The organism is Rhodohalobacter sulfatireducens, from assembly GCF_022012475.1.
GTDB classification, from domain to species: Bacteria; Bacteroidota; Rhodothermia; order Balneolales; family Balneolaceae; genus Rhodohalobacter; species Rhodohalobacter sulfatireducens.
Genome location: NZ_JAKLWS010000002.1, coordinates 1 through 22,877 on the forward strand (window position 1 = coordinate 1; position 22,877 = coordinate 22,877).

At 43.0% G+C, this 22,877-nt stretch carries 14 protein-coding genes; 8 read left to right on the plus strand and 6 right to left on the minus strand.

Translation table 11 applies throughout. The annotated features are described in order from the left end of the window. Positions 1-138: 138 nt before the first annotated feature. Positions 139-1,389 (minus strand): 4-hydroxy-3-methylbut-2-enyl diphosphate reductase, encoded by a 1,251-nt coding sequence (locus tag L6773_RS02260; RefSeq protein ID WP_237852221.1) that lies wholly within the window; start codon positions 1,387-1,389, stop codon positions 139-141. Positions 1,390-1,826: 437 nt separating this feature from the next. On the opposite strand from L6773_RS02260, the gene L6773_RS02265 reads away from it, so the two are divergent. Then, positions 1,827-3,119, plus strand: coding sequence for a DEAD/DEAH box helicase (locus L6773_RS02265; protein WP_237852222.1), 1,293 nt, complete (start codon positions 1,827-1,829; stop codon positions 3,117-3,119). Between the two features lie 103 nt (positions 3,120-3,222). Here L6773_RS02265 and L6773_RS02270 read toward each other — a convergent pair whose 3' ends face one another. From L6773_RS02270 to L6773_RS02280, 3 genes are all read right to left on the minus strand, one after another. Further along, entirely contained in the window at positions 3,223-5,751 is a 2,529-nt protein-coding gene (locus tag L6773_RS02270) for a M14 family metallopeptidase (protein WP_237852223.1), read from the minus strand. Positions 5,752-6,045: 294 nt separating this feature from the next. Next, positions 6,046-6,480 carry an OsmC family protein gene (locus L6773_RS02275; RefSeq protein WP_237852224.1) on the minus strand — a complete coding sequence of 145 codons (435 nt, stop codon included), beginning with the start codon at positions 6,478-6,480 and terminating at the stop codon, positions 6,046-6,048. A gap of 186 nt (positions 6,481-6,666) precedes the next feature. Then, entirely contained in the window at positions 6,667-7,503 is an 837-nt protein-coding gene (locus L6773_RS02280) for a phosphodiester glycosidase family protein (protein ID WP_237852225.1), read from the minus strand. A 260-nt stretch (positions 7,504-7,763) separates the two neighbouring features. On the opposite strand from L6773_RS02280, the gene L6773_RS02285 reads away from it, so the two are divergent. The 7 genes from L6773_RS02285 to L6773_RS02315 all read left to right on the plus strand — a co-directional run bounded on the left by L6773_RS02285 (position 7,764) and on the right by L6773_RS02315 (position 19,438). Beyond that, positions 7,764-8,870: an efflux RND transporter periplasmic adaptor subunit gene (locus L6773_RS02285; RefSeq protein ID WP_237852226.1), complete on the plus strand. Its 1,107-nt coding sequence runs from the start codon at positions 7,764-7,766 to the stop codon at positions 8,868-8,870. A gap of 131 nt (positions 8,871-9,001) precedes the next feature. After that, on the plus strand, positions 9,002-10,234 hold the full coding sequence (locus L6773_RS02290; protein WP_237852227.1) for an ABC transporter permease: 1,233 nt from the start codon (positions 9,002-9,004) through the stop codon (positions 10,232-10,234). A gap of 148 nt (positions 10,235-10,382) precedes the next feature. Beyond that, entirely contained in the window at positions 10,383-11,627 is a 1,245-nt protein-coding gene (locus L6773_RS02295; protein WP_237852228.1) for an ABC transporter permease, read from the plus strand. Positions 11,628-11,877: 250 nt separating this feature from the next. Beyond that, positions 11,878-13,776, plus strand: coding sequence for a tetratricopeptide repeat protein (locus L6773_RS02300; RefSeq protein ID WP_237852229.1), 1,899 nt, complete (start codon positions 11,878-11,880; stop codon positions 13,774-13,776). Positions 13,777-13,904: 128 nt separating this feature from the next. Further along, positions 13,905-15,983 carry an SH3 domain-containing protein gene (locus L6773_RS02305; RefSeq protein WP_237852230.1) on the plus strand — a complete coding sequence of 693 codons (2,079 nt, stop codon included), beginning with the start codon at positions 13,905-13,907 and terminating at the stop codon, positions 15,981-15,983. Between the two features lie 22 nt (positions 15,984-16,005). Next, positions 16,006-18,768, plus strand: coding sequence for a S8/S53 family peptidase (locus tag L6773_RS02310; protein ID WP_237852231.1), 2,763 nt, complete (start codon positions 16,006-16,008; stop codon positions 18,766-18,768). Positions 18,769-18,811: 43 nt separating this feature from the next. Next, positions 18,812-19,438 (plus strand): response regulator, encoded by a 627-nt coding sequence (locus L6773_RS02315; RefSeq protein ID WP_237852232.1) that lies wholly within the window; start codon positions 18,812-18,814, stop codon positions 19,436-19,438. 17 nt (positions 19,439-19,455) lie between these two features. On the opposite strand, the gene L6773_RS02320 is transcribed toward L6773_RS02315, so the two are convergent. Together L6773_RS02320 and L6773_RS02325 are read right to left on the minus strand one after the other, a co-directional pair. Further along, positions 19,456-20,085 (minus strand): hypothetical protein, encoded by a 630-nt coding sequence (locus L6773_RS02320; protein WP_237852233.1) that lies wholly within the window; start codon positions 20,083-20,085, stop codon positions 19,456-19,458. 148 nt (positions 20,086-20,233) lie between these two features. Continuing rightward, a complete protein-coding gene (locus L6773_RS02325) occupies positions 20,234-22,714 on the minus strand; it encodes a T9SS type A sorting domain-containing protein (protein ID WP_237852234.1) in 2,481 nt (826 codons plus the stop codon). Positions 22,715-22,877 lie beyond the last annotated feature (163 nt).

Sequence of the window (22,877 nt, forward strand, 5' to 3'; positions counted from 1 at the left end):
TTTAAAGCTATCACTATAGGTAGGTTGGGGTTTCTTCTGTTTATTTTTCATCGGCTGACTCCTTAAATTGTGTCAACCTATTTCAGTTTAAGACCGGGGGACACTCCTTCACAGAATCTTAACTCGTACTCATTTAGTTTAACTTTCGGTTTCTACCGTTTCATCAAAAGGGCTGAGTACATCTTCAACTGTTCGAGCATTTGGAAAAAATTTCAGAATTTCCAGCAACACCTCATCCACAAGCACATCGGGGCAGGAAGCGCCTGATGTGAGAGCAATCCGAAGATTGGGTTGATCCAAAGGTAACCAGTCGTTTGTTGTAAGCATCTCTTTTTCCCACTGGTTGAAGTGTCGAATTTGTTCGGGTGACTCAAACTCACCGGCATCCCGAATGTGATACGTCGGGCAGTATTCTTCCAAGATTTCAACAAGATGCATAGTATTAGAGGAGTTATATCCGCCAACCACTATTGCAAGGTCCGGCTCTGCATTGGCTAAAGCGTATGTAGCAGACTGATTTTCATTGGTAGCGTAGCAAAGTGTGTCCGATGTGTCGGCAAAATGATCGAGAACATTGCTCTCTCCAAACCGCTCGGCGGCAGCTTTTTTCAGGATATCCATCACTTCCTGTGTTTCGGTAGCAAGCATGGTTGTTTGATTGATTACGCCGAAATATTTGAGATCTTCAAGCGGGTTGAAACCATCCGTGCTTTTATGCCCAAAGTGAGATTCAAAATCTTCAAGGGGACGTTTTTCAGTCATGATGTCCGCAAGGATCTGAGCCTCCTCCGGATTTAAAACAACAACTACCGGTGAATGATCAGCACTATGCGAAAATGTTGCTCGTGTCTCCTCATGCCTGTGTTTTCCATGGACCACCAAACTATATCCCTTTTTGCCAAGTTGATTTCCACGGTTCCAAACTTTTTCTACAAAGGGGCAGGTTGTATTGTATTCATATGGATCAATCCCCTTGCTCTTTAATTTATCCTGAATTTCAAGGGTCGTTCCAAATGCCGGAACGATTACAATATCATCCGAATCCAGGGATTCTATCGGAATGTTTTCTGTCCCGTCCGTTTCAAAAAGGAACTTCACACCCCGTTTCTGAAGGTCTTCATTCACTGTTGGGTTGTGAATCATTTCACTAAGCAGATAGATATCCTTATCGGCGTTCTGTTCAACTGTTTTGTACGCGATATCGATAGCATTCTCCACTCCGTAACAGAATCCAAAATGTCTTGGAATCAGGAAAGAAACCGGTCCAAAATTGAGTGTAGTCGGGGTAAGATCCTTTTTACGGGGATCGGTAATTTTGTTCGCCTCCTTCACCTTTCGGATTACGGGAGACTGGTACATTACAGGGATGTCAAACTTCTTTCGTGCCATGAATCAAATCTTTTTCGAATTAACGTGTAAAGATAAGGAATGTTTGGAAGTAACATAGAGAGCAACGGAAAGATTCACTGCCCCGGTTACGAAAATTATTTAGGGTCGGCTGGAGTACATATTTCGGTCAGATAAGTTCAATGCAATGAATGTATTTCCCCTCGATTATGAGAGTATATTTTGGATTTTGGGGGGTAAAACAAATCTCATTGAGTAGTAGTATATCCCGGAAATAAGCGTATCTTTGGTGCTTAATTATTGACGATTCCCCATTAACCTGTCCTTTCGGTTCTATTTTTGCCTCTCTTCAGCAAGTTCACTTCTGAATATTCGTAAAACGCGTTTTGGCCGGGAAAGTATCTCCCTGATTTTTAAAACAAGAATGGAGCGATGCGCGTGGTGAATGCCAAAAAACAAATATTACAGGACAATTATCTATGAAAAATGATTCTTTTTCAAAGCTGGGAATCCAGCCCGAAATACTTAAGGCTATTAATGAAATGGGCTTTGAGGCACCAACAACCATCCAGGAAAAGTGTATTCCGGCAATTCTATCGGGTGCTGATGTAGTGGGACAGGCTCAAACAGGAACAGGGAAAACAGCTGCATTCGCAATTCCGGCAATTCAAATGGCAAATACCGGCTCTAAAATTCCAACAGTTTTGATTTTAACTCCTACACGTGAATTGGCTATCCAGGTAACAGGCGAGCTGATCAAACTTGCTAGATTTACGGACGGGGTCTACACAGTACCAGTTTATGGCGGGCAACCGATTAATCGACAGTTCAAAGCATTGAAAAAAGGTGCACAGATTGTGGTTGGAACACCGGGCCGGATTATAGATCATCTGAAACGCGGAACTCTTAAGCTGAATAACCTGAAATTTGTAGTGCTTGATGAAGCCGACGAAATGCTGAATATGGGTTTTCGGGAGGATCTCGAAAAAATTCTGAGTTACAGCTCGGAAAAATCTCAAACCGTGATGTTTTCAGCGACTGTTCCGAAGGCGATTCGCCAGATTATGAATAAATGGATGCATCAACCCAAAATGGTAAAAGTAGAAGGGAAGGCCGAAACCGCATCGGGTATTGAACAGTATGTGATGGAAGTGCGCGATTCAGTACGGACGGAAGCAGTTACCCGCGTAATGGATATGGGTAACTTTAATCTCGCGTTGATTTTCTGTAATACAAAACGTCTTTGCGATTCACTCGTTCAGGATTTGCAGGCACGCGGATATTCTTCAGATGCCCTTCATGGCGATATGCGTCAACAAGTGCGGGATAAAGTGATGAACAAATTCCGAACCGGCCAAATTGATATGCTGGTGGCTACCGATGTTGCCGCACGCGGACTGGATGTTGAGAATGTAGATGTGGTATTCAATTATGATATTCCCCAGGATCCGGAATATTACGTGCACAGAATTGGGCGCACCGGAAGAATGGGACGCACTGGAATAGCTATTACATTTGCCTCAGGAAATAAAAGAAAACGGATTCGGTACATTGAGAAAATGATACGCACGCAATTGCTGCCGCTTCCAATGCCTTCCACGCATGAAGTCAAGCAATCGCAGATTGGAAATCACCTCGATGAAGTGATTGAAACTCTTCAAGCCGGTGGTTTACGATCTTACATCGAACGTCTTGAATCCATAGCCGAAGGTGAATTTACACCCATTGAAATTGCCGCAGCGTTATTCAAAATGAAAGTGAATAAGAATTGATGGTTCAGTACTGAGATATGAGATTTGAGTAGTGAGACTCTCCTACTAAGATTGATTGAAATTTACAACTCACGACTCAAGTCTCAGAACTCATGACTATCTTCTAATTCCCAACAAAGAAAACCGCATTTGCTATCAACAGTTTGCCGTTTTCCCAGAAACCACGGTATAGAGGATTATCTATAAAATAGATCACCTGTCCGGAACCATGGGGCTGTACTCCAAATGAAAGGGTGTTTTCGAGCTCCTGTTTTGCCTTGTAACCGGCAAATCCACTCATGTTGGCTTCCGAAGACTGAACAGTTCCAACGTTCCATCCTGTATCTAAATATTCATAAGTATCTTCGTCCGTTTTCAAAGAGTAGTAGAATTCTTCGTAGCCGTATGCCAGGGGATGCGAATTATCAACCGAAGTTTTAAAAATGGAACCGGGGACTCGGGAACTGGCCCTGTTTCGGGTTCTGTCCTCATATGGCCGTAGCATCTCTTCATTGGTAGGTTCGTTCTCCTGGTTAACCTTTTGCTGAAGCTGGAATCCATCTCGGCCGGCTAGTATTCGGTTTGTGTTTCCAAAGGTTATGAGTTTTCCGCCGCTGCTTGTCCAGGAGCTGATTTTTTCAATCGCATGGTCCGTAAGAATACCGGAATAATAGCCCGATGGCAGGATTAGAACATTAAAGGAATTGAGATTCGTTGAGATCAGGTTATTTGTGTTAATGAGCGTAGCCGGATAGTTAAGCTGCTGATCAAAAAAGTGCCAGATTTCACCGGCATTCAGAGAGGAGGTTCCTTCGCCAATCAACAACGCAACTTTGGGTTCCTCAATGTATTCAACATTGCCTGATCCGAAATCAGATCCGCTGTCCACATATCCACTCGGTGAACCGTACAGAGATCTGTGATGGTTACGGGCCGCATTTTGAATGATTTCATCGAAGGAATCACCAAGTTCATCATTATTATTTCGCGTGATAACAAGGGATCCTTTTTTAAAGGTCTTCCCGCCGATATCAAAATCAATCTTAGAAAACCTGCTTTTCACACCTTTTTGTGTGATCTCTGCCAGGAACCGGGCATCATCAAGAGAACTCCAGTCCAAAATGTAGGCATATGGTTGATCTGATCCTGTATAGTCGGGTGATCTGAAATCATCGGCTCGGATATCCATTTCAGGGTTGATCCGGTTCTCCAGTGCATAGCCCTCCAGGCCGTACCGGTAGTGAGCATCCCATGCGGTGATGTCGTAAGTCAACGAATCGGAAAGTTCCGGGTTTGGTTCAAATAAAACTCTCACAAAATTACCCTGTGGCTGATAGGCACTTACAATAATATCATCATCAGAAATAGAAACACGTTCGGTTTCTCCTGTGGAATAATCGTAACCATCCAGATTCCGGTCTTCACCTGCCGTTCCATATTCGATCTGGTTGTTATCTAAATCAGAAAGCAGGTCATAAATTTTGTCGGGTTGATTGCCTGCTTTAATGACAAATGTTTTATACTCGCCTGCGGGATTTTCCTCTGCTTCATTGAAGTACCGCTGAAATTCCTCAATCAGGCGATCGGCATGTTGAGAGGAGACCTCCACGGTAGACATGCCCGTGGTGTAATGGTGCATGAGGCGATCTTTTAACGTGAGTGTATCTCCTTCCGCTTTTTGAATGGCGAGCCCGGCGCTGCCACCCCCAGCCTGTTCATAGGTCATGCCGATAGCCCCGTGAAATGTGGGCCATGTATCGCCATAACTTGGGTAGAAGAGGTCAAACCGCTCTTTGGTGAAATAGAGCCAGCCCTCTTCATCAAAATATTGAATGTGATTTTCCCCGATTGTGGTCTGAAATTCGCGCTGCCATTCGGTAATTACTTTATGAAATGGTTCGGCTGCCGGAGCAAAATAGTAGGGACTGTTGTAGCCCTGTTCGTGGTAATCCACATGAATGTGGGGATACCACTGCTTGTAGATATCAAAACGCTGCTGTGTTTCTTTTTGAACCTGCCAGGCCCAATCGCGGTTCAAATCAAAAAGGTAGTGATTGGAGCGGCCACCGGGCCAGGGTTCATCGTGTTCCCGGGCAATAGGGGAAGCATCCGGGCTTTCACCGGCTACCTGCTTGTACCAGTTTACGTATCGATCGCGTCCATCCGGGTTTATCATGGGGTCCATTAACACTACTGTGTTCTCTAGCCAGTTTTTAGCTTCCCGGTTGCCGGGCTGAACTAATTCATACAAGGTTTTTAGTGCAGCTTCGCTGCTGGAAGTTTCATTTCCATGCACGTTATAACTCAACCATACGATCGCTTTTTGGTTTTCTGTAATTTCTCCTTCTTGAAGCCCGATCATTCTCAGGTTGTTCAAGCGAATTTCCTCGATATTTTCATGATTTTCCGGGTTTGTTACGATCAAATAAACAAGTTCGCGATGCTCATAGGTTTCCCCGTATGAATGAATGGTGACTAAGTTTGATTCTTCTGCAACGTGTGAAACATAATCCAGGACATTGTGGTGAGGTGTCCAGCGCTGACCAAGTTCATATCCAAGATAGTCTTCAGGGGATTGAAGTTGAGCAAATATTGGTGAGGCTATTGAAGACAAAAGTAGTAAAAAAGTGATGAGCCAAGCCCTTTTATTCATGATAAAGAGGAAAGTTTATAGTATTAATTCGATGATAGAAGTCGGCATAACTTACTTAAATCGCGGGTTTGCTAAAAGTACCAACTTGCAATATTCAGGAAAGTGATTTAATGGGGAGAATTAAGAAAACCGGATCAATCTATTCTTCAAAATAGGAACAGATGATCCGGTGAAGTGCTGTTTATTTAACGTGAGGTCGATATGAAACCTTTGAATGTGGCAACCAAAAAGGTCCCCCTCCTTACGAAGGAGGAGAGACTCATTTTCCAAATTCTCATCTCAAATTCACGTTATTTAGTTAAGCGTATAATCCAGCGTAATTTCAGCGTTTAGTACTTTCGATACAGGGCATCCTGCTTTTGCACCATTTGCAAGTTTATCGAACTCATCATCCGAAATATCCGGTACGCTGGCATCCAGTTTAAGATTGATAGTTGTTATCGCCCAGCCGTCGTCTACCTGGTCGAGACTCAAAACGGCTTTCGTTTCAATAGAATCGGCAGTGTAACCCGATTCTTCGAGGGCCACACTCAGAGCCATAGCATAGCAACCGGCGTGCGCAGCTGCTATAAGCTCTTCCGGATTTGTGCCTTTGGTTCCGTCTTCATTTTCAAATCGTAATTTCAGGGAGTAGGGCAGGTCTACAAATGCCTTACTGTGAGGCGTTGTTAATTTTCCTGATCCTTCAGTTCCTGATCCATTCCAAACTGCTTCTGCTGTACGTTTCATAATTGTTGGTTAGTTATGATTTTAAGTTATGATTTAGTGTCTCTAAGAAAACCTCAATTTCTGTGTTAAACTTACCCTAAAAATGCTCATGTACAGGTAGTAGACTGCGCTTAATAGGGCTTTACGCTCCTTAACCTTGACGTTTTCTTCGGACACTATGAATTGTCTTACACGTATGATTTAAATTCATTTATCGGAAGATAGTATCAAAAGAGCATTTGCAACATCTCTTTCACCTTTATGATCAAATTGAAAGTTATCACTCGGGTAATTTACAATCCCATTGTCGTTCCTGTTTCTGATCCACATAGAGGTTGAACCTCCTCCATCCAAATTCAAAGCATAATCAGAACCAAGTTGCCTTAAAAAACTTGTCAATTCAGGGATTGTCATTCCATATGCCTGGAACGATCGTCCATCAATTGTAACCAAAAAGAGACGCTTGTCGTTTGATATGGCAACTGCTGTCCTGGGATGGCGGTTTTGATGGAAGGAGTTGTTATTAAACGTTTGAGCCTCAGAATCATAAATCAATAGAGGTCCGGAGGTTAAAATGGTTTTAAATGGCAATGTTTTCCATCCCTCTTCCGGTCTTTTCAAAATTTGTACGGGCTCCTTATCTGACCACCCCACGGCCCCCCGTTCATTAAATGGGTTTCGATTTGTGTGGCCTTCGTGAATTACTTTCCCATCCACCTTCAGGAAAACGACTGAACCACCCTCTTCCCGGTTGAAAAATGAACCATTAATAGCGGCAAGGGCATCATTTGAGGATGCAAATTGACTCGTCTTAAATAAACTGTCTTCATGGAAAGCTACTTTAAGCGGCATATCTACGCTATCTAAATAGACCTCAATCAGGTTAACGTTTTGTTTTGAATCAAAGAAATGTTCACCATTGTAATTTTTCCAATAGATCCCGGTATCGAGCCTTTCTGTGGCCCAAATTAGATCTGATTTCTCAAGCGCGGGAGAAGATTGAGCCTTTAATTCAGGATCTGAAAAAACAAACAGAGCAGCCATGAGATACAATGACCCAATGATAAAATATATTCGGAACGCCTGTTTCAAAATATGTTAAGTCGTTGTTTTTGTTTAAACCCGTGATTTTTTTCTAAAGAACTTAAAAAGGTTCTGCAAGCAGTAATAGCTCCCTATAGTTAATGTAAACAAAAAAGAATCAGTTTGAGATCGAATTCTCAGAAACCTTGCCAAAAAAGAATCGTAATGAAGTTTATATAGAGTTTAAAAATTTAGTTTTGAATCAAAAAAAAGATGGCAAAATGAAAGGAAAAAAACTATGGATCTCACTACTGGTAGTCATTGTATTGGGCAGTGGCACTTTTTACTTTATGCAGGGTAATGCATCATCAGAAGAGGGACAGGAAGATCCATTCGTGGTAGCTGAAACCGGGACTGTAGTGGAAAAAGCCCTGGCAGTCGGTACTATTGAGCCGGAGAATGAAATTGAAATCAAGTCAAAGATATCGGGTGTGGTGAGTCAAATTTATGCTCAGCCCGGTGAGTATGTTTCAGAGGGTCAGCCTCTGATTGAAGTTAAACCCGATCCTACGCCACTTGAGCTTGCAGAAGCAAAGCGAAACCTGGAGCGTACTCAGATTGAAAAGAGGAGTCTTGAAAGTGAAATGCAGCGAATGCAAAAGCTAATGGACCAGGAGCTCGTTTCTGAACAGGAATATGAACAACTGGAGCAGGAATTCGAGGATGTAAAGATTCGCCTTCAAATTAGCCAGGAACGTCTTGATCTCTTGGAATCGGGCAGAGTTTCTATTGGTGATACTGTAATTGAATCCGTGATTCGAGCACCGGTTGACGGCTATATTCTTGAGAAAATGGTAGACATTGGAGAGCCTGTAGTTCCACTGACTTCATACCAGGCCGGGACCGCCCTGATGAGTATTGCAGGAATGGATAAATTGCTATTTGAAGGCACTGTTGATGAAATTGATGTTGGCAAAATGCAGGAGGGCATGGCTGCCGAAATTAAAATTGGTGCACTGCCCGACGCAGTCGTTTATGGAGAAGTATCCAGGATCTCTTTGAAAGCAACACAGGAAGATAATGCAACTGTTTTTCCCGTTGAGATCACGATTACCGATACAAACGGGGTAACGCTCAGAGCCGGGTATTCTGCAAACGCTGATATCATTATTGAGCAGGTAGAAAATGTGATTACGATTCCTGAACGGGTCATTACTATGAAAGATGGGAAGAATATTATTGAGGTACCCGGTGAGGAGGCCGGAAGCCGGGTAGAGAAGGAGGTTGAACTCGGCCTTAGCGATGCCATTACGGTTGCTGTTACAGAGGGTCTTTCCGAGGGTGATAAAGTGTATGAACGTCCCGTGAGAACTCTTACTGTTAGATAATGAACTCGGGGGGATGTCACCTTGATCACGGAAACACCCCTCTTAGATTCTCAAGAACTTTTGAGAATCTCTGTCTCCCCTCAAAGGGAGACTTATTGTAAATCAAATTTGAATCCTGAGTTTCATCATCCATGTCAATACCGAGTCTTTTTACAGATCTCTTCCGAAACCTGAATCAGCAGCGGTTAAGGAGCTTCCTCACCATATTTGGAATCATGTGGGGAACGGCTACTCTGATTCTGCTTCTGGCTTTTGGCGTAGGATTCCGCGATCAAACCGTTTTAAATATGCGCGGTATGGGAGATCAGCTTGCCATCATGTTCCCGGGTCAAACTACCCAGGCGTTTGAAGGATATGGGGTAGGCCGCCCGATTCGTTTCCGTGAAGCGGATGCATGGATGCTCAAGCAGCAAATTCCGGCGATAGATATTGTCCTGCCAGAGTATATGCAAAATCTTCAGATTTCGTTTGGAGAGAAACGAAGGAATTCATCCGTGGGTGGTGTCTATCCGGAATACCAGGGGGTTCGTAATATGTATGAACAACCGGGGGGACGATGGCTGAATGAGGATGATATTGAAGACCAAAGACGGGTGATTTTCCTGGGTAATCGGCTGGCCCAAAATCTGTTTGAAGAAAATGAAGATCCGATTGGGAAAAAAGTTTTTATGCAGGATACTCCTTTCACTGTAATTGGTGTACTTGCCGAGAAGATTCAGAACTCATCGTATTCACAGCAGGACCAGGACCGCGCATTTATTCCGGCCAGCACATTTTCAACCATGATGGGAACCGATATTGTCAACAATATCATCTACACTCCTGAGGATCCGGCTTTGGCGGAGAGCATTCGTACGCAAGTATACGAAGTGATGGGCCGAAAACACCGGTTCGATCCATCCGATACAGATGCCATTGGCCTTTGGGACACGAATGAGTTTTGGTCGTTTATCGATATCATGTTTTTGGGAATCAACGGGTTTTTAGGTTTGATTGGGTTTTTTACACTTGCCGTTGGAGGTATCGGGGTGGCCAATATCATGTTTGTAGTGGTTCAGGAGCGTATGAAGGAGATTGGTATACGGCGATCGGTTGGAGCACGTCGGCACCACATTATGGGTCAGTTTTTCCTTGAAACTTTTTTGATAATTGGACTCGGCGCCGGTGCAGGGTATGTCATAGGATGGCTTTTGGTTCAGGCAACCCAAAATATTCCGATTAAAGAATTTGTAGGTGCTCCTTATTTCTCACCGGAAGTGGGATTGATCGCATTTGGCGTTTTAGGATTTGTAGGATTTGCCGCCGGTATGCTGCCGGCATGGCGAGCTTCACGGTTGGATATTGTAGAGTGTTTGAGGAGGTAATCCCCCTTTGAAGGGGGAAATCAACATAGTTGATTCAGGGGGATGACTAAGGCTTGAATTCAGTCAATGAACACCCCTCGCCCGACTACGCTTAACGCTTCGTCGGGCACTCCCCTCAAGGGGAGATTAATTACAAATAATCAGATTTATGTGGCGAAATTTATTCAGAGAATTCTTTACAGATCTTGGTAAACAGAAACTGAGATCCTTCTTAACACTTTTAGCCATCGCCTGGGGTACATTGTCGGTTGTTCTTTTGTTGGCATTTGGACGCGGTTTGGGAACCAGTATGATGGAGGGAATGCTGGGGGCAGGAAACCAGGTGATTGTTATTTATGGCGGACAAACCAGCATGAACTATGAAGGCCTTGGAATTGGCCGGGCTATACGGTTCACTGTGGATGACGTTGACCTGATTGAACGCGCTGTGCCGGATGTTCAGTATTCGAGCCCGCAATATGGACGATGGGGAGCTACCATCGAATATGGAGATGTTCGCACCAATACCTACATGGAGGGCGTGGATCCCGATTTTGAGATCATGAGGACCATGTATCCGGCGCAAGGTGGACGATTCATCAATGAGAAAGATGTAGATGAGATGCGTCGTGTACTTTTTTTGGGGGATGAAATTGCAAAACAAATATTCCAGGATGAGGATCCGGTTGGAAAAGAGGTGATGTTGAATGATACACCGTTCACAGTTATCGGAACCATGCAGTCCAAAATGCAGACATCCATGAATAATGGCCCCGATGCTGATCGTGCTATCATCCCATATACGACATATAAGAACATTTACGGTGATAGAAATGTCGGCTCCATCTTGATTCGGCCGAATGATCCCAGCAAACAAGAGGATATCAAAGAAGCCGTTACCAATATTTTTTCGGCCAAGTATAAATTCGATCCCGCAGACGAACAGGCGATGCCGATGTGGGATTTTATAGAGATGGAGGAGATGAATCAGAATGTTGCAACAGGCCTGGAGATCTTTTTATTCACGGTTGGATTTTTTACGCTGATGATCGCCGGTGTTGGAGTGGCAAACATCATGTTCGTAATTGTTAAAGAGAGGACAAAAGAGATTGGTATTAAACTGGCAGTGGGAGCTCGAAAAATTCATATCATTATTCAGTTCATTTTTGAATCGTTATTCATCTCTTTGTTAGGTGGATTACTGGGAATGACAGTATCATCGGCAATAGTCTACGGAGTTTTGGCCATGAACATGACAGAAGGAGCGGGTCAATTCCTTGGAAAACCCGAAATCTCTCAGCTTGCCGTTATTATTACAGTGGGCGTACTTGTTATTATTGGATTGATTGCGGGAATATTCCCGGCAATGAAAGCTGCAAAAGTGGATCCCGTGGAGTCTTTGCGGTATGAGTAGTACAAGGAAAAGTGATAACGACTTGGATTGTCAACTCAAAAACAACCAGTCAGCGACCGCAGGATCTGGGTGAGAGTTGGATTTTATACATCAAGACACTGTCAAAACCAACTGGTTCAAGTTTGCAACTTGGACTAGTTACAATAGATAAATCCACTTGTTTCAAATCGATTATTTATTAAATTGATAGAAATTAAACGATTACGAGGTTGGATTGAGGTGGGGAATAAAAATATTATTTCTGATTCTATTGCTTATATGGATCGTTCCCCCCGGGCAGGCTCAAGTACAAAAGCCAGATAGTCTTTACGAAGCCGCCTCCGCCACATCCGATCCAAATGAAAAAGCCCAAATTTTTCTACAACTAAGTCAGCTAACTACTCCCACCGATCTGAACTTAGCATTGGAACAGGTAAACCAGGCAACAGAACTGGCGGATGACGCAGAGTTGCTGGGGGATATTTACGACCAAAAGGGCAGGGTTCATTTTGCGCTTGGTGAACTGGATGGAGCTCTCAGCAGCTTTCGTGAGGCTAAAAGACGTAAAGAGGCAGCCGGAAATGACGCACTGGCCGCACGGGTTAACAATCGTGTAGGAGTGGTACTGGTAAGATTAAAACGTCTTGAGGAAGCCATGGAGGTGTTCCTGGAGAGTGCAGCCTATTTTGAGGAAGCCGGTGATGACGTTAACCTGGCGATGAGCCATAACAACATGGCCGGTATTTTTGCCGATATGGGAGATTACGAAAATGCGGTTCGATATAATGAATTGGCATTACCGGTATTTCAGGAAAATGATATAAAACAATATGAGATCATTACGCTCACAAATTTGGCAGGCCAACACCTTAGGTTAGAAAATTTTGAAAGTGCTATCGAGTATAATCAACTGGCTGAAGTGATAGGCGAAGAGTTACAGGATCAATATGCGTTGGGGATAGTTTACAACAATTTTGGGCAGATCTATTTTGAGCGTGGGGAGATCGAAACTTCACTCGACTATTATGAGAAATCGCTTGCGGCAAAAAAGTCAATTGGCATCAATTCAAACCTTGTACCTACCTACAATAATCTTGGACAATCACTTACAATGTTGAACAGGCCTCGAGAGGCTATTCAGTACTTGATTCAGGGTTTGGAAATTGCACAGGGGGATGAACTTTGGCATGTGACCAGCAACCTGTCTAAAGCCTATTCGTTAGCAGGTGAACCGGATTCATCCACGTATTATCTCGATCTGACGCTGGCACATCGCGACAGTATATTTACCATGGAACGCCAACTTGTGATTGACGAACTTCGAACGCAATATGAATCTGAACAGCAAGAGATGGAAATTGTGCAACTGGAAGAGAGCCAGAGGCAAAACAGGAATCTCTTAGTTCTTATCTCAGGGTTGTTCGGAGCTACGCTGGTTATTGCTTTCCTGGTGATTAAAAATAACCGGAAGAGAAGGGTCATAGCGCAACAAAATGAAAAAATAGAGAAGCAACATGTTGAGAAGTTATTGAAAGAGCAGGAGTTGATTGGTATCAATGCTATGCTTGAGGGACAGGAAAAAGAGAGAGAAAAAATTGCCGAGGAGTTACATGATACAATCGGTAGTTCATTAGCCACCCTTAAACTTTATATTGAAAGTTTGGATGAAGTGAAAGGAAACGGGGATTACCATAAGCTCCATCAGAAAGCAAGCCATTTGTTGGAAGAAACGTATGATGATGTACGAAAAATTGCTCACAGTAATAGCGTGGGTGTGCTTATCAAAAAAGGGTTGGTGCCGGCTGTCAAGTCGATGGCATTGAAGATTTCAGAGGCGCAGAGAATTGATATCCAGGTGATTGGAACCGGGTTGGAAGACAGGTTGGAAAATAGTGTTGAAATTGGAGTCTTCAGAACTATCCAGGAACTACTTTCTAACGCAGTGAAACACTCAGGCGCATCCGAGGTTGTGGTTCAGATCACCCAGCATGATGATATATTAAATATCATTGTAGAAGATGACGGATTGGGTTTTGACCCGAATAATACTCAGTGGGGTATGGGCTACACAACCATCCAGAATCGAATGGATAATCTGAACGGAGAATTAACAATCGACTCCTCCACGGGAAATGGAACAACCGTAATTTTAAATGTGCCGGTCGATTGAGCCTGTAATATCTCTGCTTACTTATCTTGGTAAAAAAATACCTATGAGTAGGTATTTCTTATGAGCCTTCCTGTCAGTTCATTACAGTAGGAACAGAGGTTTGGGTACAAACTCTAAAATTTACTGCAATGAAAAAAGAGATCATTGCCATACTGCTCATATGTTGTCTGCCAACATCAGTTCTTTTCGCACAACAGACGGAGTTAAGGGAGATCCAGGAAGAGATCATCACTGTTCGCCAAGAAATCCAGAAAAGTACTGCTTCATTTTTACTGATTTCAAAGCAACTCACCCAAGGTGAACAATCGGTACAATCCACTGAGGATTATGTTCAAATAATCGATCAGAGAGTGATTGTTCGAGAATTGGATTTGGAAACATCTCCGGTGCTTTCAGAGGTTCTAGAAGGAGATGAATATATACTGATCGAACAGAGAAATGATTGGTTGAAAATTGAGCTTGACGATGGACGAGAGGGGTGGGTTCGGCGCGAAAATGTTCAGATCATCGAGAGAGGAGGTCATAGCGAACGACCCGTTTCTGGGGATCCTCGAATCAGGCAGATGACAGAACAACTTTATTTAAATATTCAGAGCCAATACGACCGGGCTGAACAACTTTTTGAGGAATTTGAAGAGATATATGAAGATCTCTCATCATCCGAAAAAACTGAAGTTTCAGGTGTTTATTCAGGCTACCTGGAAGAAAAAGAGAAGATTCAAACCTACAGGGCGTATGCGAATCATTATCATGGAAAAATTGGGATCTTTCCATCTGGACAAATGGCAACGACAGCGGGTGGGCAGAGAGAAATTGGGTTCCGGGGAACGGCATCACTCAGGCTGGGAACTTCTTCATATGAAGCGGCGACAAAACAATCCACAACATCGAGGAATGTAAATTTGAATGGGGCTGTAATTTTTAGTCCGCAATCGAGATTGAATGTAAATATCAACCACAACAACGATGTAGTCCAAACTCCCTATACTTCGAACGATCTGAACCTCAGCTATCAACATCAAACAGAAGGGGGGACCCGATTGCGTGGTTCGGTTTTATACAATTCTTACAATGATGAGGCTTTAGATCGGAATAACTTTCAAAATGTGGGTATAGGTGCAAATGTCGATCATCCAATAAGCAACAGAACAAGGGTTTTCGGGGATATTAATGCGAATTCTAAAAGTTTTGATGTTGAAGATGGAAATGGATTTGAAGGTGCAGCGTTTAACTCCGGATTAAACTACAATGGGGCAAAAACGCAGGCAAATGTAGGAGTCAGGGGGCGTGTTCAAAACAGCGACGTTAGCTTCCTGGATTTCATGAGAGTGATTCCAAACGCTGCTGTCCGCTGGTTGACGGGCAGCGGTAGTTTTGGGATCAGGGCGGAAGCGGAACAGTTAACCTATGATACTGAAGCTGAAGGAAATAATTTCAATCGAGGGCGGGTTGATCTGCAGTGGTCGGGCAGAACAAATTCAAGTTCTCTGATCTTGATTGCCAAACAGTATCCAAACAACGAGGCTTTTGATAATTACAGGCTGAGGCTGCAAAATCAATGGAATAAAGCGAAAAGTATCGGTTCTGCCAGAACGGCGTTATCACTTCAATATGTCTATCATCCGCAGGAAGAAACCCAGCTTACAAACTATATTGATCTTCGATTCGACAGAAACAGCAGTGGCCAGAGAGCCTATTTTGACTTGAATCTTTTTGGCCGTTATTGGGAGGATACAGACAGATATCACAGGGTTGATTTATTCAGTCGGTTTGGGTTTAAATTCAATCAATTTCAGATTGGCCCGGCCATTGGTGCTCAATTACTATTAAATCAGAATGATATTCAAGTTGAACAAAGCGGGAATAGTTTTAGGCTTGGTGTAGACGCCCGTGCTAATGCAGCCATAGAAACAGTAACAGTGTATGGAAGCCTGCGATACCAAAAATCGCTTGTTTACAACAGTGAAATATCAATCAACACAAGTACGGGAACAGTCACACAGGGAGATCTTCAATCAAGAATGCCCACAACTATTCAGTTTAGTGCGGGAGTCCAGGTACCCATTATGGATGCTTTAGATTTTAAAATTGATGCCAGTTACTACAATGTGGACCTGGATATTTCAGATGAGATTAGTATCAACCCTGTTCAGACACGAACCGGACTGCGGGTACTCGGGGGAATCAGTTATAGATTTCAGAAATGAAGGATAACAGAGGATGGAAAAAATGAAAACGCACACTTATTTGGAAAAAATTTTCAGCAAGGTTGTCCTTTTGATGTTTATCGCTTTAACGATCATCCAACCCCCTGCGTTATTGATGGCTCAAAATCAGGAGTTTGAGGAAGCCAACCAAATTATGCAGGGAATGAATGAGAGTCTTAAAGAGGTGAATGCAGATATTGAACAAGTACAATCGTACTACCAACAATTGAAGGATTGTTTAAGTGGTGCCGGTGAAACGGGTACGGAATGTCAGCAGTACATTGATTTATTATACAACATGGAGGGAGGTGGAATAGAGCTGCAAGACCAGGTGATGACGGTAAAAGAGTTGGGGAACCAGATTATTCAACGTTTCGAAGAAACCAATGCTTTCCAGATGTTAAATGATGCCGCTGAAAGGTTTGGCTCAATCGGAACAATGGTTGATAATTCAGCGAATGCAATGGCATTTGCACAAAAATTTAATCCGGAAGGTGCCAGGGAAGACCCAACACGTGCACTGCGAATGATTGGTGAAGCGATTGGTGGAGCAGCGGGTAGTTTGCCTTACCCGATGGATAAAATCTTTGAGGGTTATGCAAATTCCGTAACCGTAATTATTGGCCGTCTAAATCAGCTTCAAAATAAAATTGAAGAAGCCAGGCAGGGAAGTTTGGGAGCCAGTTACAGTGGGTATGCAGCTGCGCAGGAATTTTTTGATACCAATTTTGCCAGTAATTCCAGGTTAAGTATCGAATTTTTTGATGTCACATCTCAGTTTCGATTGCTCGGTGGAGATGTTCAGGTATTCCAAAACCTGGGCAGCCTCACAAGTGAATACTATGTTTATAAAGGAGATACAAATCGCGGATGGATCGCCCCAACAGTTTTCAGTGAAATCTATAACTATTTTGAGGCTGTGCCGTCATCCGATAAAAGTGAAGTAACCGTGGGTTACAGGGCGGAGCTAATTGTTTCCCAGGCAATTTCGAATCCAAGAGCTGAGATAAATGAGGCAAAAGAACATTATAACACCTTCAGAGAGATTGACACTCAATTCTATGTTCGAAGAATTTTGGAGGAGATGCAGTTACTAAATTCAATGAATTCTTTAGTTGAAGCCGGTGAAGATGCATTTATCGGTTATTGGTTACTGATTGCTTCAAAGCACAGAGAAATTCGGAATATTGTTGAAGTAATTACAGGGTATGTCTATTCCGAAGGAAAAGTGTTGAAGGAAACAGAATCTGGTAGAGAACCAGCACCTGGGGAATTGGTTACTTTAACTGTAAGCGGCGGGGGAACAGGACAGGTTAGTTCTGAAGAAAATGGTGATTATTTTGTATACACAAGAGGTAGAGAAGGATCCGATTTTACAATAACAGCCGGACAGGGTGAAGAGAGATTTGAAGAGTCGGGCAATTTTTACCAGCAGGGATTTGATGGGTTTAATTTGATTTTAAAAAGTGTAGAGGAGATTCCGGTTAGCCTCACAATTTCGCCAGCGGAAGCAAGCCTCGAGATTGACGGTTCAGTTAGTTTTACCGTTTTTGCAGTTTTTGATGATGAATCGACGAGAAACGTTACAGAGTTAGCTACCTGGAATACGGGTAGTAGTAGTTTTACAGCTACCGAAGCTGGTGAAACAACAGTAACTGCTACATATCTGGGGCTTTCAGCAAGTGCAGTAGTTATCGTGGAGGAAGCAGCTCCTCAATGTAACGAACCCAGTGAAGTGTTGGATGAAGAAACAGGAAATTGCGTATGCAACACTGCCGAAGGATATGAGATGAATGAGGAACTTGGAAAATGTATCAACATTGATGAAGCATTGGAGGAAGTGACCGAGGAGGGAGATGCACTATGTGATGAGCAATCACTCATTGCCAGCCTGGCCAGGCTCGATGAAATTGTGGCTTCAGGAAATCGTTTGGCAGCTAATTTTCGTGCTACGGTCAACAAATTTATGAAAGAAGTAAACGATCAAAATTCAGACATCTGCGAGAATACAATCATTGCCGCGGCGTTTGCCGGAGCAAAGGATCAACAGGCTGAATACCAGGTTTTGGTAGATGAAGCGACCCGTTTAAGCACCGATCTGATTTTGGAGAGTAGCCTGTGTCCGCTCGAGGACGTTGAAATTGATATCAATAGTATCCTTCAGAAAATATCTCAGTTGGGGCCCATTCAAGGAGAGATGGAAGATGGATTGGCCATGATGGAAGATCAGCTGCAACAGCAGTCTTGTGATACCCAGGAAGTGGAAGACCAGGGAGATACCATCGCAGAACGCGATGACCCCGAAGTGATTCAGGCAGGTGGAACCGGTGCCACAGAGATCTGCGGTGATGGAATTGATAATGACGGAAATGGTTTGATTGATGATGGCTGTGCGGGAGCAAGTAATTTCAACGTAACAATCAGCCTGTACGATTCAGGGAATTTAGCTGATGATGTATTTGGACTATCCGTTTCCGGCCAGGGGAACCTTGGAAATACGCCGGAGGGCGGGTTGAGAGTGTATCCATTGCGCTTATCTCCCGGTTCGTATGTTGCAACCATTACAGTAATCAAGGCACCGGACAACCAGGGAACGTATACCATTAGCATCATGGAAGGTTCGCAGGTTCTGAATTCCAGTACGGGTTCACCGCCCCAGGGATCCGTGATTGACGTACCATTTTCTGTAGGTGGTAATTCAGATGCAACGGCTGAAACTGAATCAATGCTGCCTATGCTGATGAACTCTATGAGGCAAATCGATCAAACTGAAGGAAGTAATTAACAGTAAGATTCGCGTTTTTAAAGAATCTGAGATAGATTGAAATATGATAAGGGTAGCAATAGCAGACGATCACCAGATGTTTATTGATGGCATTCGATCCATCCTGGATAATGTGAGTTATATTACCATAGTGGCCGAAGCCAAAGATGGTCTTGAATTGATCAAAGCCGTTGAAAAAGAAAACCCTGATATTGTACTGACAGATATCCGGATGCCTGGAATGGATGGTATCGCGGCCGTTAAATATCTGACTGAGAACTACTCACATATCCCGGTGCTGGCTCTAAGTATGTTCGACCAGGAAGAGGAGGTTATTGATATGCTCAAAGCGGGAGCGGCCGGTTATATCATCAAAAAAGCGGGAAAGGATGAGTTGGTTACGGCCATTCAGAAATTGGTCAATCGAGGCCACTATTATAGTGATTCCATTTCAGCCAATGTCCACAAATGGTTAGAAAATCCGGAGATGGTTGAAGAGTTGACTCCACTTACAAAAAGGGAACGCCAAATCCTGAAACTGATTGCCGACGGAAAAACCTCACAACAGATTGCAAGATTCCTTAAAATCAGCAAATACACCGTAGATACTCACCGAAAAAACATCCACAAAAAACTGGATATCAAAACCAACACCGGTCTTGTGAAATATGTGTTGGAGAATATGCAGTAATTAATCAGACTACCATTTTAGGTATTATCCCAATTATAAAAAGTAAGTCTTGCTTCGGTCGGATCAAGATTAAAAAAGATGACTCTCTCCGAGCCCCATGAACCATTTCGAGCAAAGGTAAACCGCTTCGTTTCTCTGGTAATTTCCTGTATTTGCCCTTCTTCATCAATATATTCAACAATAACCTCGAAGATATCCCCTTCATGAATTACGATATCTTCAGGAGTAAATCGGGTGATATCAGTTGCAAACTCATCATATTTTATTTCAAAAATGTAACTCTGATCATGGATATTTATGACAATATTGTAAACTTCATCACTAAATATCCGTCCATGGTCTAAGGCGATATAAATATTATACGCGCTCAGATCAATTCCGGGCAACTTACACCCCGGTTTAGCCTTGTTACTGAAAGTACACGTCTCTGCCATGACCCCTACAGCTGAGTCGAAATGATCGCAATCTTCCCGAATTTGGTCCCATGCTTTTTGCATGGTATTGGGATTACAACCTTGGGCATCAATTTTATCGTACATATGGTCGATAGAGCTCTGGCATTTATCACATTCATCTTCGCATTCAACTGCCATTAAAAACATAGATGTAAAAATTACAAGTATAGAAAAAGCCTTGAAGTGTCCCATTTTTTCTGAAATGTAGTTGGAGATTTATTGGGTTTATTTTTCAGAAAAAAAGGCGCTTCTTCAATACCTATCGCTAGGTATTTATTTTTGATAGGGATACTGTGTTGTTGAATTGACTTAAAGTGCGTTAGTTTGAACGAATTGCTATCTATTTGATCAATATCATTTTACGGGTTCGGACAAAGTCGGATGTTTTTAAGCGATACATATAAACTCCGCTGGCAAGATTCCTTCCATCAAATTCAACATCATGATAACCGGCTTCCACATTTCCGGCCTGTAACGTAACCACTCGAGTGCCGGAAAGATCAAATATATCGAGAGTTACATCAGATTCTTGAGCCAGGTAATAGCGAATTGTAGTAACTGGATTGAAGGGATTCGGATAGTTCTGGGCCAAGTCTGTATCCTTATCCACTTCATTTAAAATGGGTGAATCCGGATCTTTCAAAAGTGAAATCAAAAACTGTTCTTCAGCTTGTTTCATTAAAGTTTTGGTAGATGCAATGACTGTCCATTTAATGGCGAATTCACTTTCGATGGTAATATTAGACCTTTGCAGGATATTCGTCAACTCCCGGTAGGTCATTGTATACTCTTTGGACTCTGCAATAGTGATCTCAGCCAATGGATCAGAAAAATCACTAGCCGGTCTGTCAATGAGCAATGTATACTCAATATCGAGCTCTGTTTCCCGAATATCCCATTCAAACGTTATCGTGCTGTCGGGGTCAATGTCTATTTGAATAGTTGTCTGATCAGTGGGATTCTTAAGATGAAAGTTTTGAATGTAATCATTCGTGAATTCAGCCTCACCGAATGCTACATTAGAATAGGCCGATAATCCATTCGAATCTTTGGCACGAACCCTGTATTGATACAGCTTCTCGCCTATATTATTATCAGAGTACATAGAGTCACTCTTCTGTATGGTAGCGATTCTTTGGAAATTTTCACCGTCACCAGGTGATCGCTCAATAATAAATTCAGTTTCCTTGATAGAGGAGTGGTTCCAGTTCAATTCCAGTTGATTCTTCTCATTATTTGAGACAGTTAACAATACCGGTGCATCAGGTGGAACTCCATTGGCAAGCCGTTCATTAAGTTGGGCTTTATACAGTGATGCAGGGATGGCATCTGTATTCGATCCTTCAATATATCCCGTCGGGTGATCATAGATTCCTTCTCCGGAAACGGACCCTTTATTACCAATACCATAATTTTGAGCAGTTGGTGGTTTTTGAATGAAGATATACTGACCACCCGCATCTACATTCCATGCAACAGAATGAACGGCTCCCCATCCATGCGAAGATCCAAAATCTCCCCGGTTGTATAGCCCTAAGACAAAATAGGTTTGAGGATTTTCGAAGGTTACATTGTCGTATAACAAACCTTGACTCCACTTCTGGTGTCCCTCAGAAGAGTTGAGAGCTCCCCGGGAGTGAGCGTTCAGAAATACAATTCCCGAAGAAACACTTGTTCCGTTTGATACAAATGAACGCCGCCCATTGGTGGAATTTACATTTTCGAAAAGTATATTATTCGAAAAGAATTGCGAATTGAAGTTGTAACGTTTCTCACCGGTCAGTGGTGAATGCGGCTCAAATGCACCCGAATTTGCTATGGTGATATTTCGCGAATTTGCGGTTCCGAAGCCTGTGGAGCTGAAGTGAAAAATGTTTATATACCGTGCCCAACCATTTTCAACACCATGAAAGATGACCCCGTTTTCGGCATGGTTTTCTGAACGTTCTCCACTGCTCTGAATCTCAATTCGCAGGTATTCCACTCCGGATTTCTCAACAAGTTTTTTTCGATCCACTACATAAACTCTTGTTTCAGCCAAAGAACGGTCAAGATGGTTAAAAATCGGTGCATCAACAGAAATGGTGCTGTCTTTGATTCCCGTAATTGTACGGTTGTAGTAAATCTCGATATACCCCTCTTCCCAGGGTGGATCGGTTGCCGTGCCCCCACCATTAATGGCATCGAGCCATTTTTGGCTGCTCCTGTGGCGCAGGATGATGTTATCTCCAACCTCAAAAAAACTAATATCCCCGACTTCAAAATTTCTTGATCCAACAGGAACAAATGGTGTTGTAACTATCGTTCTGGGATCCCTGTAATTCCAATACCAATCGTATTCCCCGGTACCGATTTGTACGACTGTGCCCCGGAATGATCTTGAAACCTGCAGAATAGTTGCATCTGTAGGATCAGGGCCGCTGCCGGCACCACGTAACACTACTCCCGAAGTTTCGATTTTCAGTTGATCTGATACCTGGTAAATTCCAGGTTCAAGAAGCACCGCTCCACGTACTCCGTTTTCGTCAACAGGCAGTCCCTCAACGTAAGAGATCGCTCCTTTTATTCTGTTGGTGTCGTCCCCGGGTTGTGGTCCTACTGTAATTTTTACAGGATAGTAGGGAAGTTCAGCTTCTCCACTCATGTACCCGGCATGACTAAAATCGGGGATCCTGTTTCCTTCCTGATCTGAGAAATAGGTTAGTCGCTCGCCGCTTTTTTGAAGGGCAGAAGAGGTATGCTGAGCATACCCGGGTAAAGCTATAAGAGATAGCAGGATGAGGTAGATAAAACGATCCAATATTTTATGGTCATTCCTCATGATTACTCCCTTTAAACCAACAATCCTCCATAAGTTTTAAAAGTTTGAAAATAGGGTATCAACGTACTGCCGATGTTTAAAAATCTGACTGAAGGTTTTTTCCAGTTTGATGAATATTCAATCAAGCCTGCTTCTCGCAATACATTATCATCTTAAACCATTA

What these genes read in the sequence shown, in the direction of transcription:
- L6773_RS02270 (WP_237852223.1), bottom strand. Translation starts at nt 5,751, where the DNA reads ATGAATAAAAGGGCTTGGCTCATCACTTTTTTACTACTTTTGTCTTCA.
- L6773_RS02290 (WP_237852227.1), top strand. Translation starts at nt 9,002, where the DNA reads ATGTCAATACCGAGTCTTTTTACAGATCTCTTCCGAAACCTGAATCAG.
- L6773_RS02305 (WP_237852230.1), top strand. Translation starts at nt 13,905, where the DNA reads ATGAAAAAAGAGATCATTGCCATACTGCTCATATGTTGTCTGCCAACA.
- L6773_RS02320 (WP_237852233.1), bottom strand. Translation starts at nt 20,085, where the DNA reads ATGGGACACTTCAAGGCTTTTTCTATACTTGTAATTTTTACATCTATG.
- L6773_RS02325 (WP_237852234.1), bottom strand. Translation starts at nt 22,714, where the DNA reads ATGAGGAATGACCATAAAATATTGGATCGTTTTATCTACCTCATCCTG.
- L6773_RS02280 (WP_237852225.1), bottom strand. Translation starts at nt 7,503, where the DNA reads ATGGCTGCTCTGTTTGTTTTTTCAGATCCTGAATTAAAGGCTCAATCT.
- L6773_RS02310 (WP_237852231.1), top strand. Translation starts at nt 16,006, where the DNA reads ATGAAAACGCACACTTATTTGGAAAAAATTTTCAGCAAGGTTGTCCTT.
- L6773_RS02295 (WP_237852228.1), top strand. Translation starts at nt 10,383, where the DNA reads ATGTGGCGAAATTTATTCAGAGAATTCTTTACAGATCTTGGTAAACAG.
- L6773_RS02275 (WP_237852224.1), bottom strand. Translation starts at nt 6,480, where the DNA reads ATGAAACGTACAGCAGAAGCAGTTTGGAATGGATCAGGAACTGAAGGA.
- L6773_RS02260 (WP_237852221.1), bottom strand. Translation starts at nt 1,389, where the DNA reads ATGGCACGAAAGAAGTTTGACATCCCTGTAATGTACCAGTCTCCCGTA.
- L6773_RS02285 (WP_237852226.1), top strand. Translation starts at nt 7,764, where the DNA reads ATGAAAGGAAAAAAACTATGGATCTCACTACTGGTAGTCATTGTATTG.
- L6773_RS02315 (WP_237852232.1), top strand. Translation starts at nt 18,812, where the DNA reads ATGATAAGGGTAGCAATAGCAGACGATCACCAGATGTTTATTGATGGC.
- L6773_RS02265 (WP_237852222.1), top strand. Translation starts at nt 1,827, where the DNA reads ATGAAAAATGATTCTTTTTCAAAGCTGGGAATCCAGCCCGAAATACTT.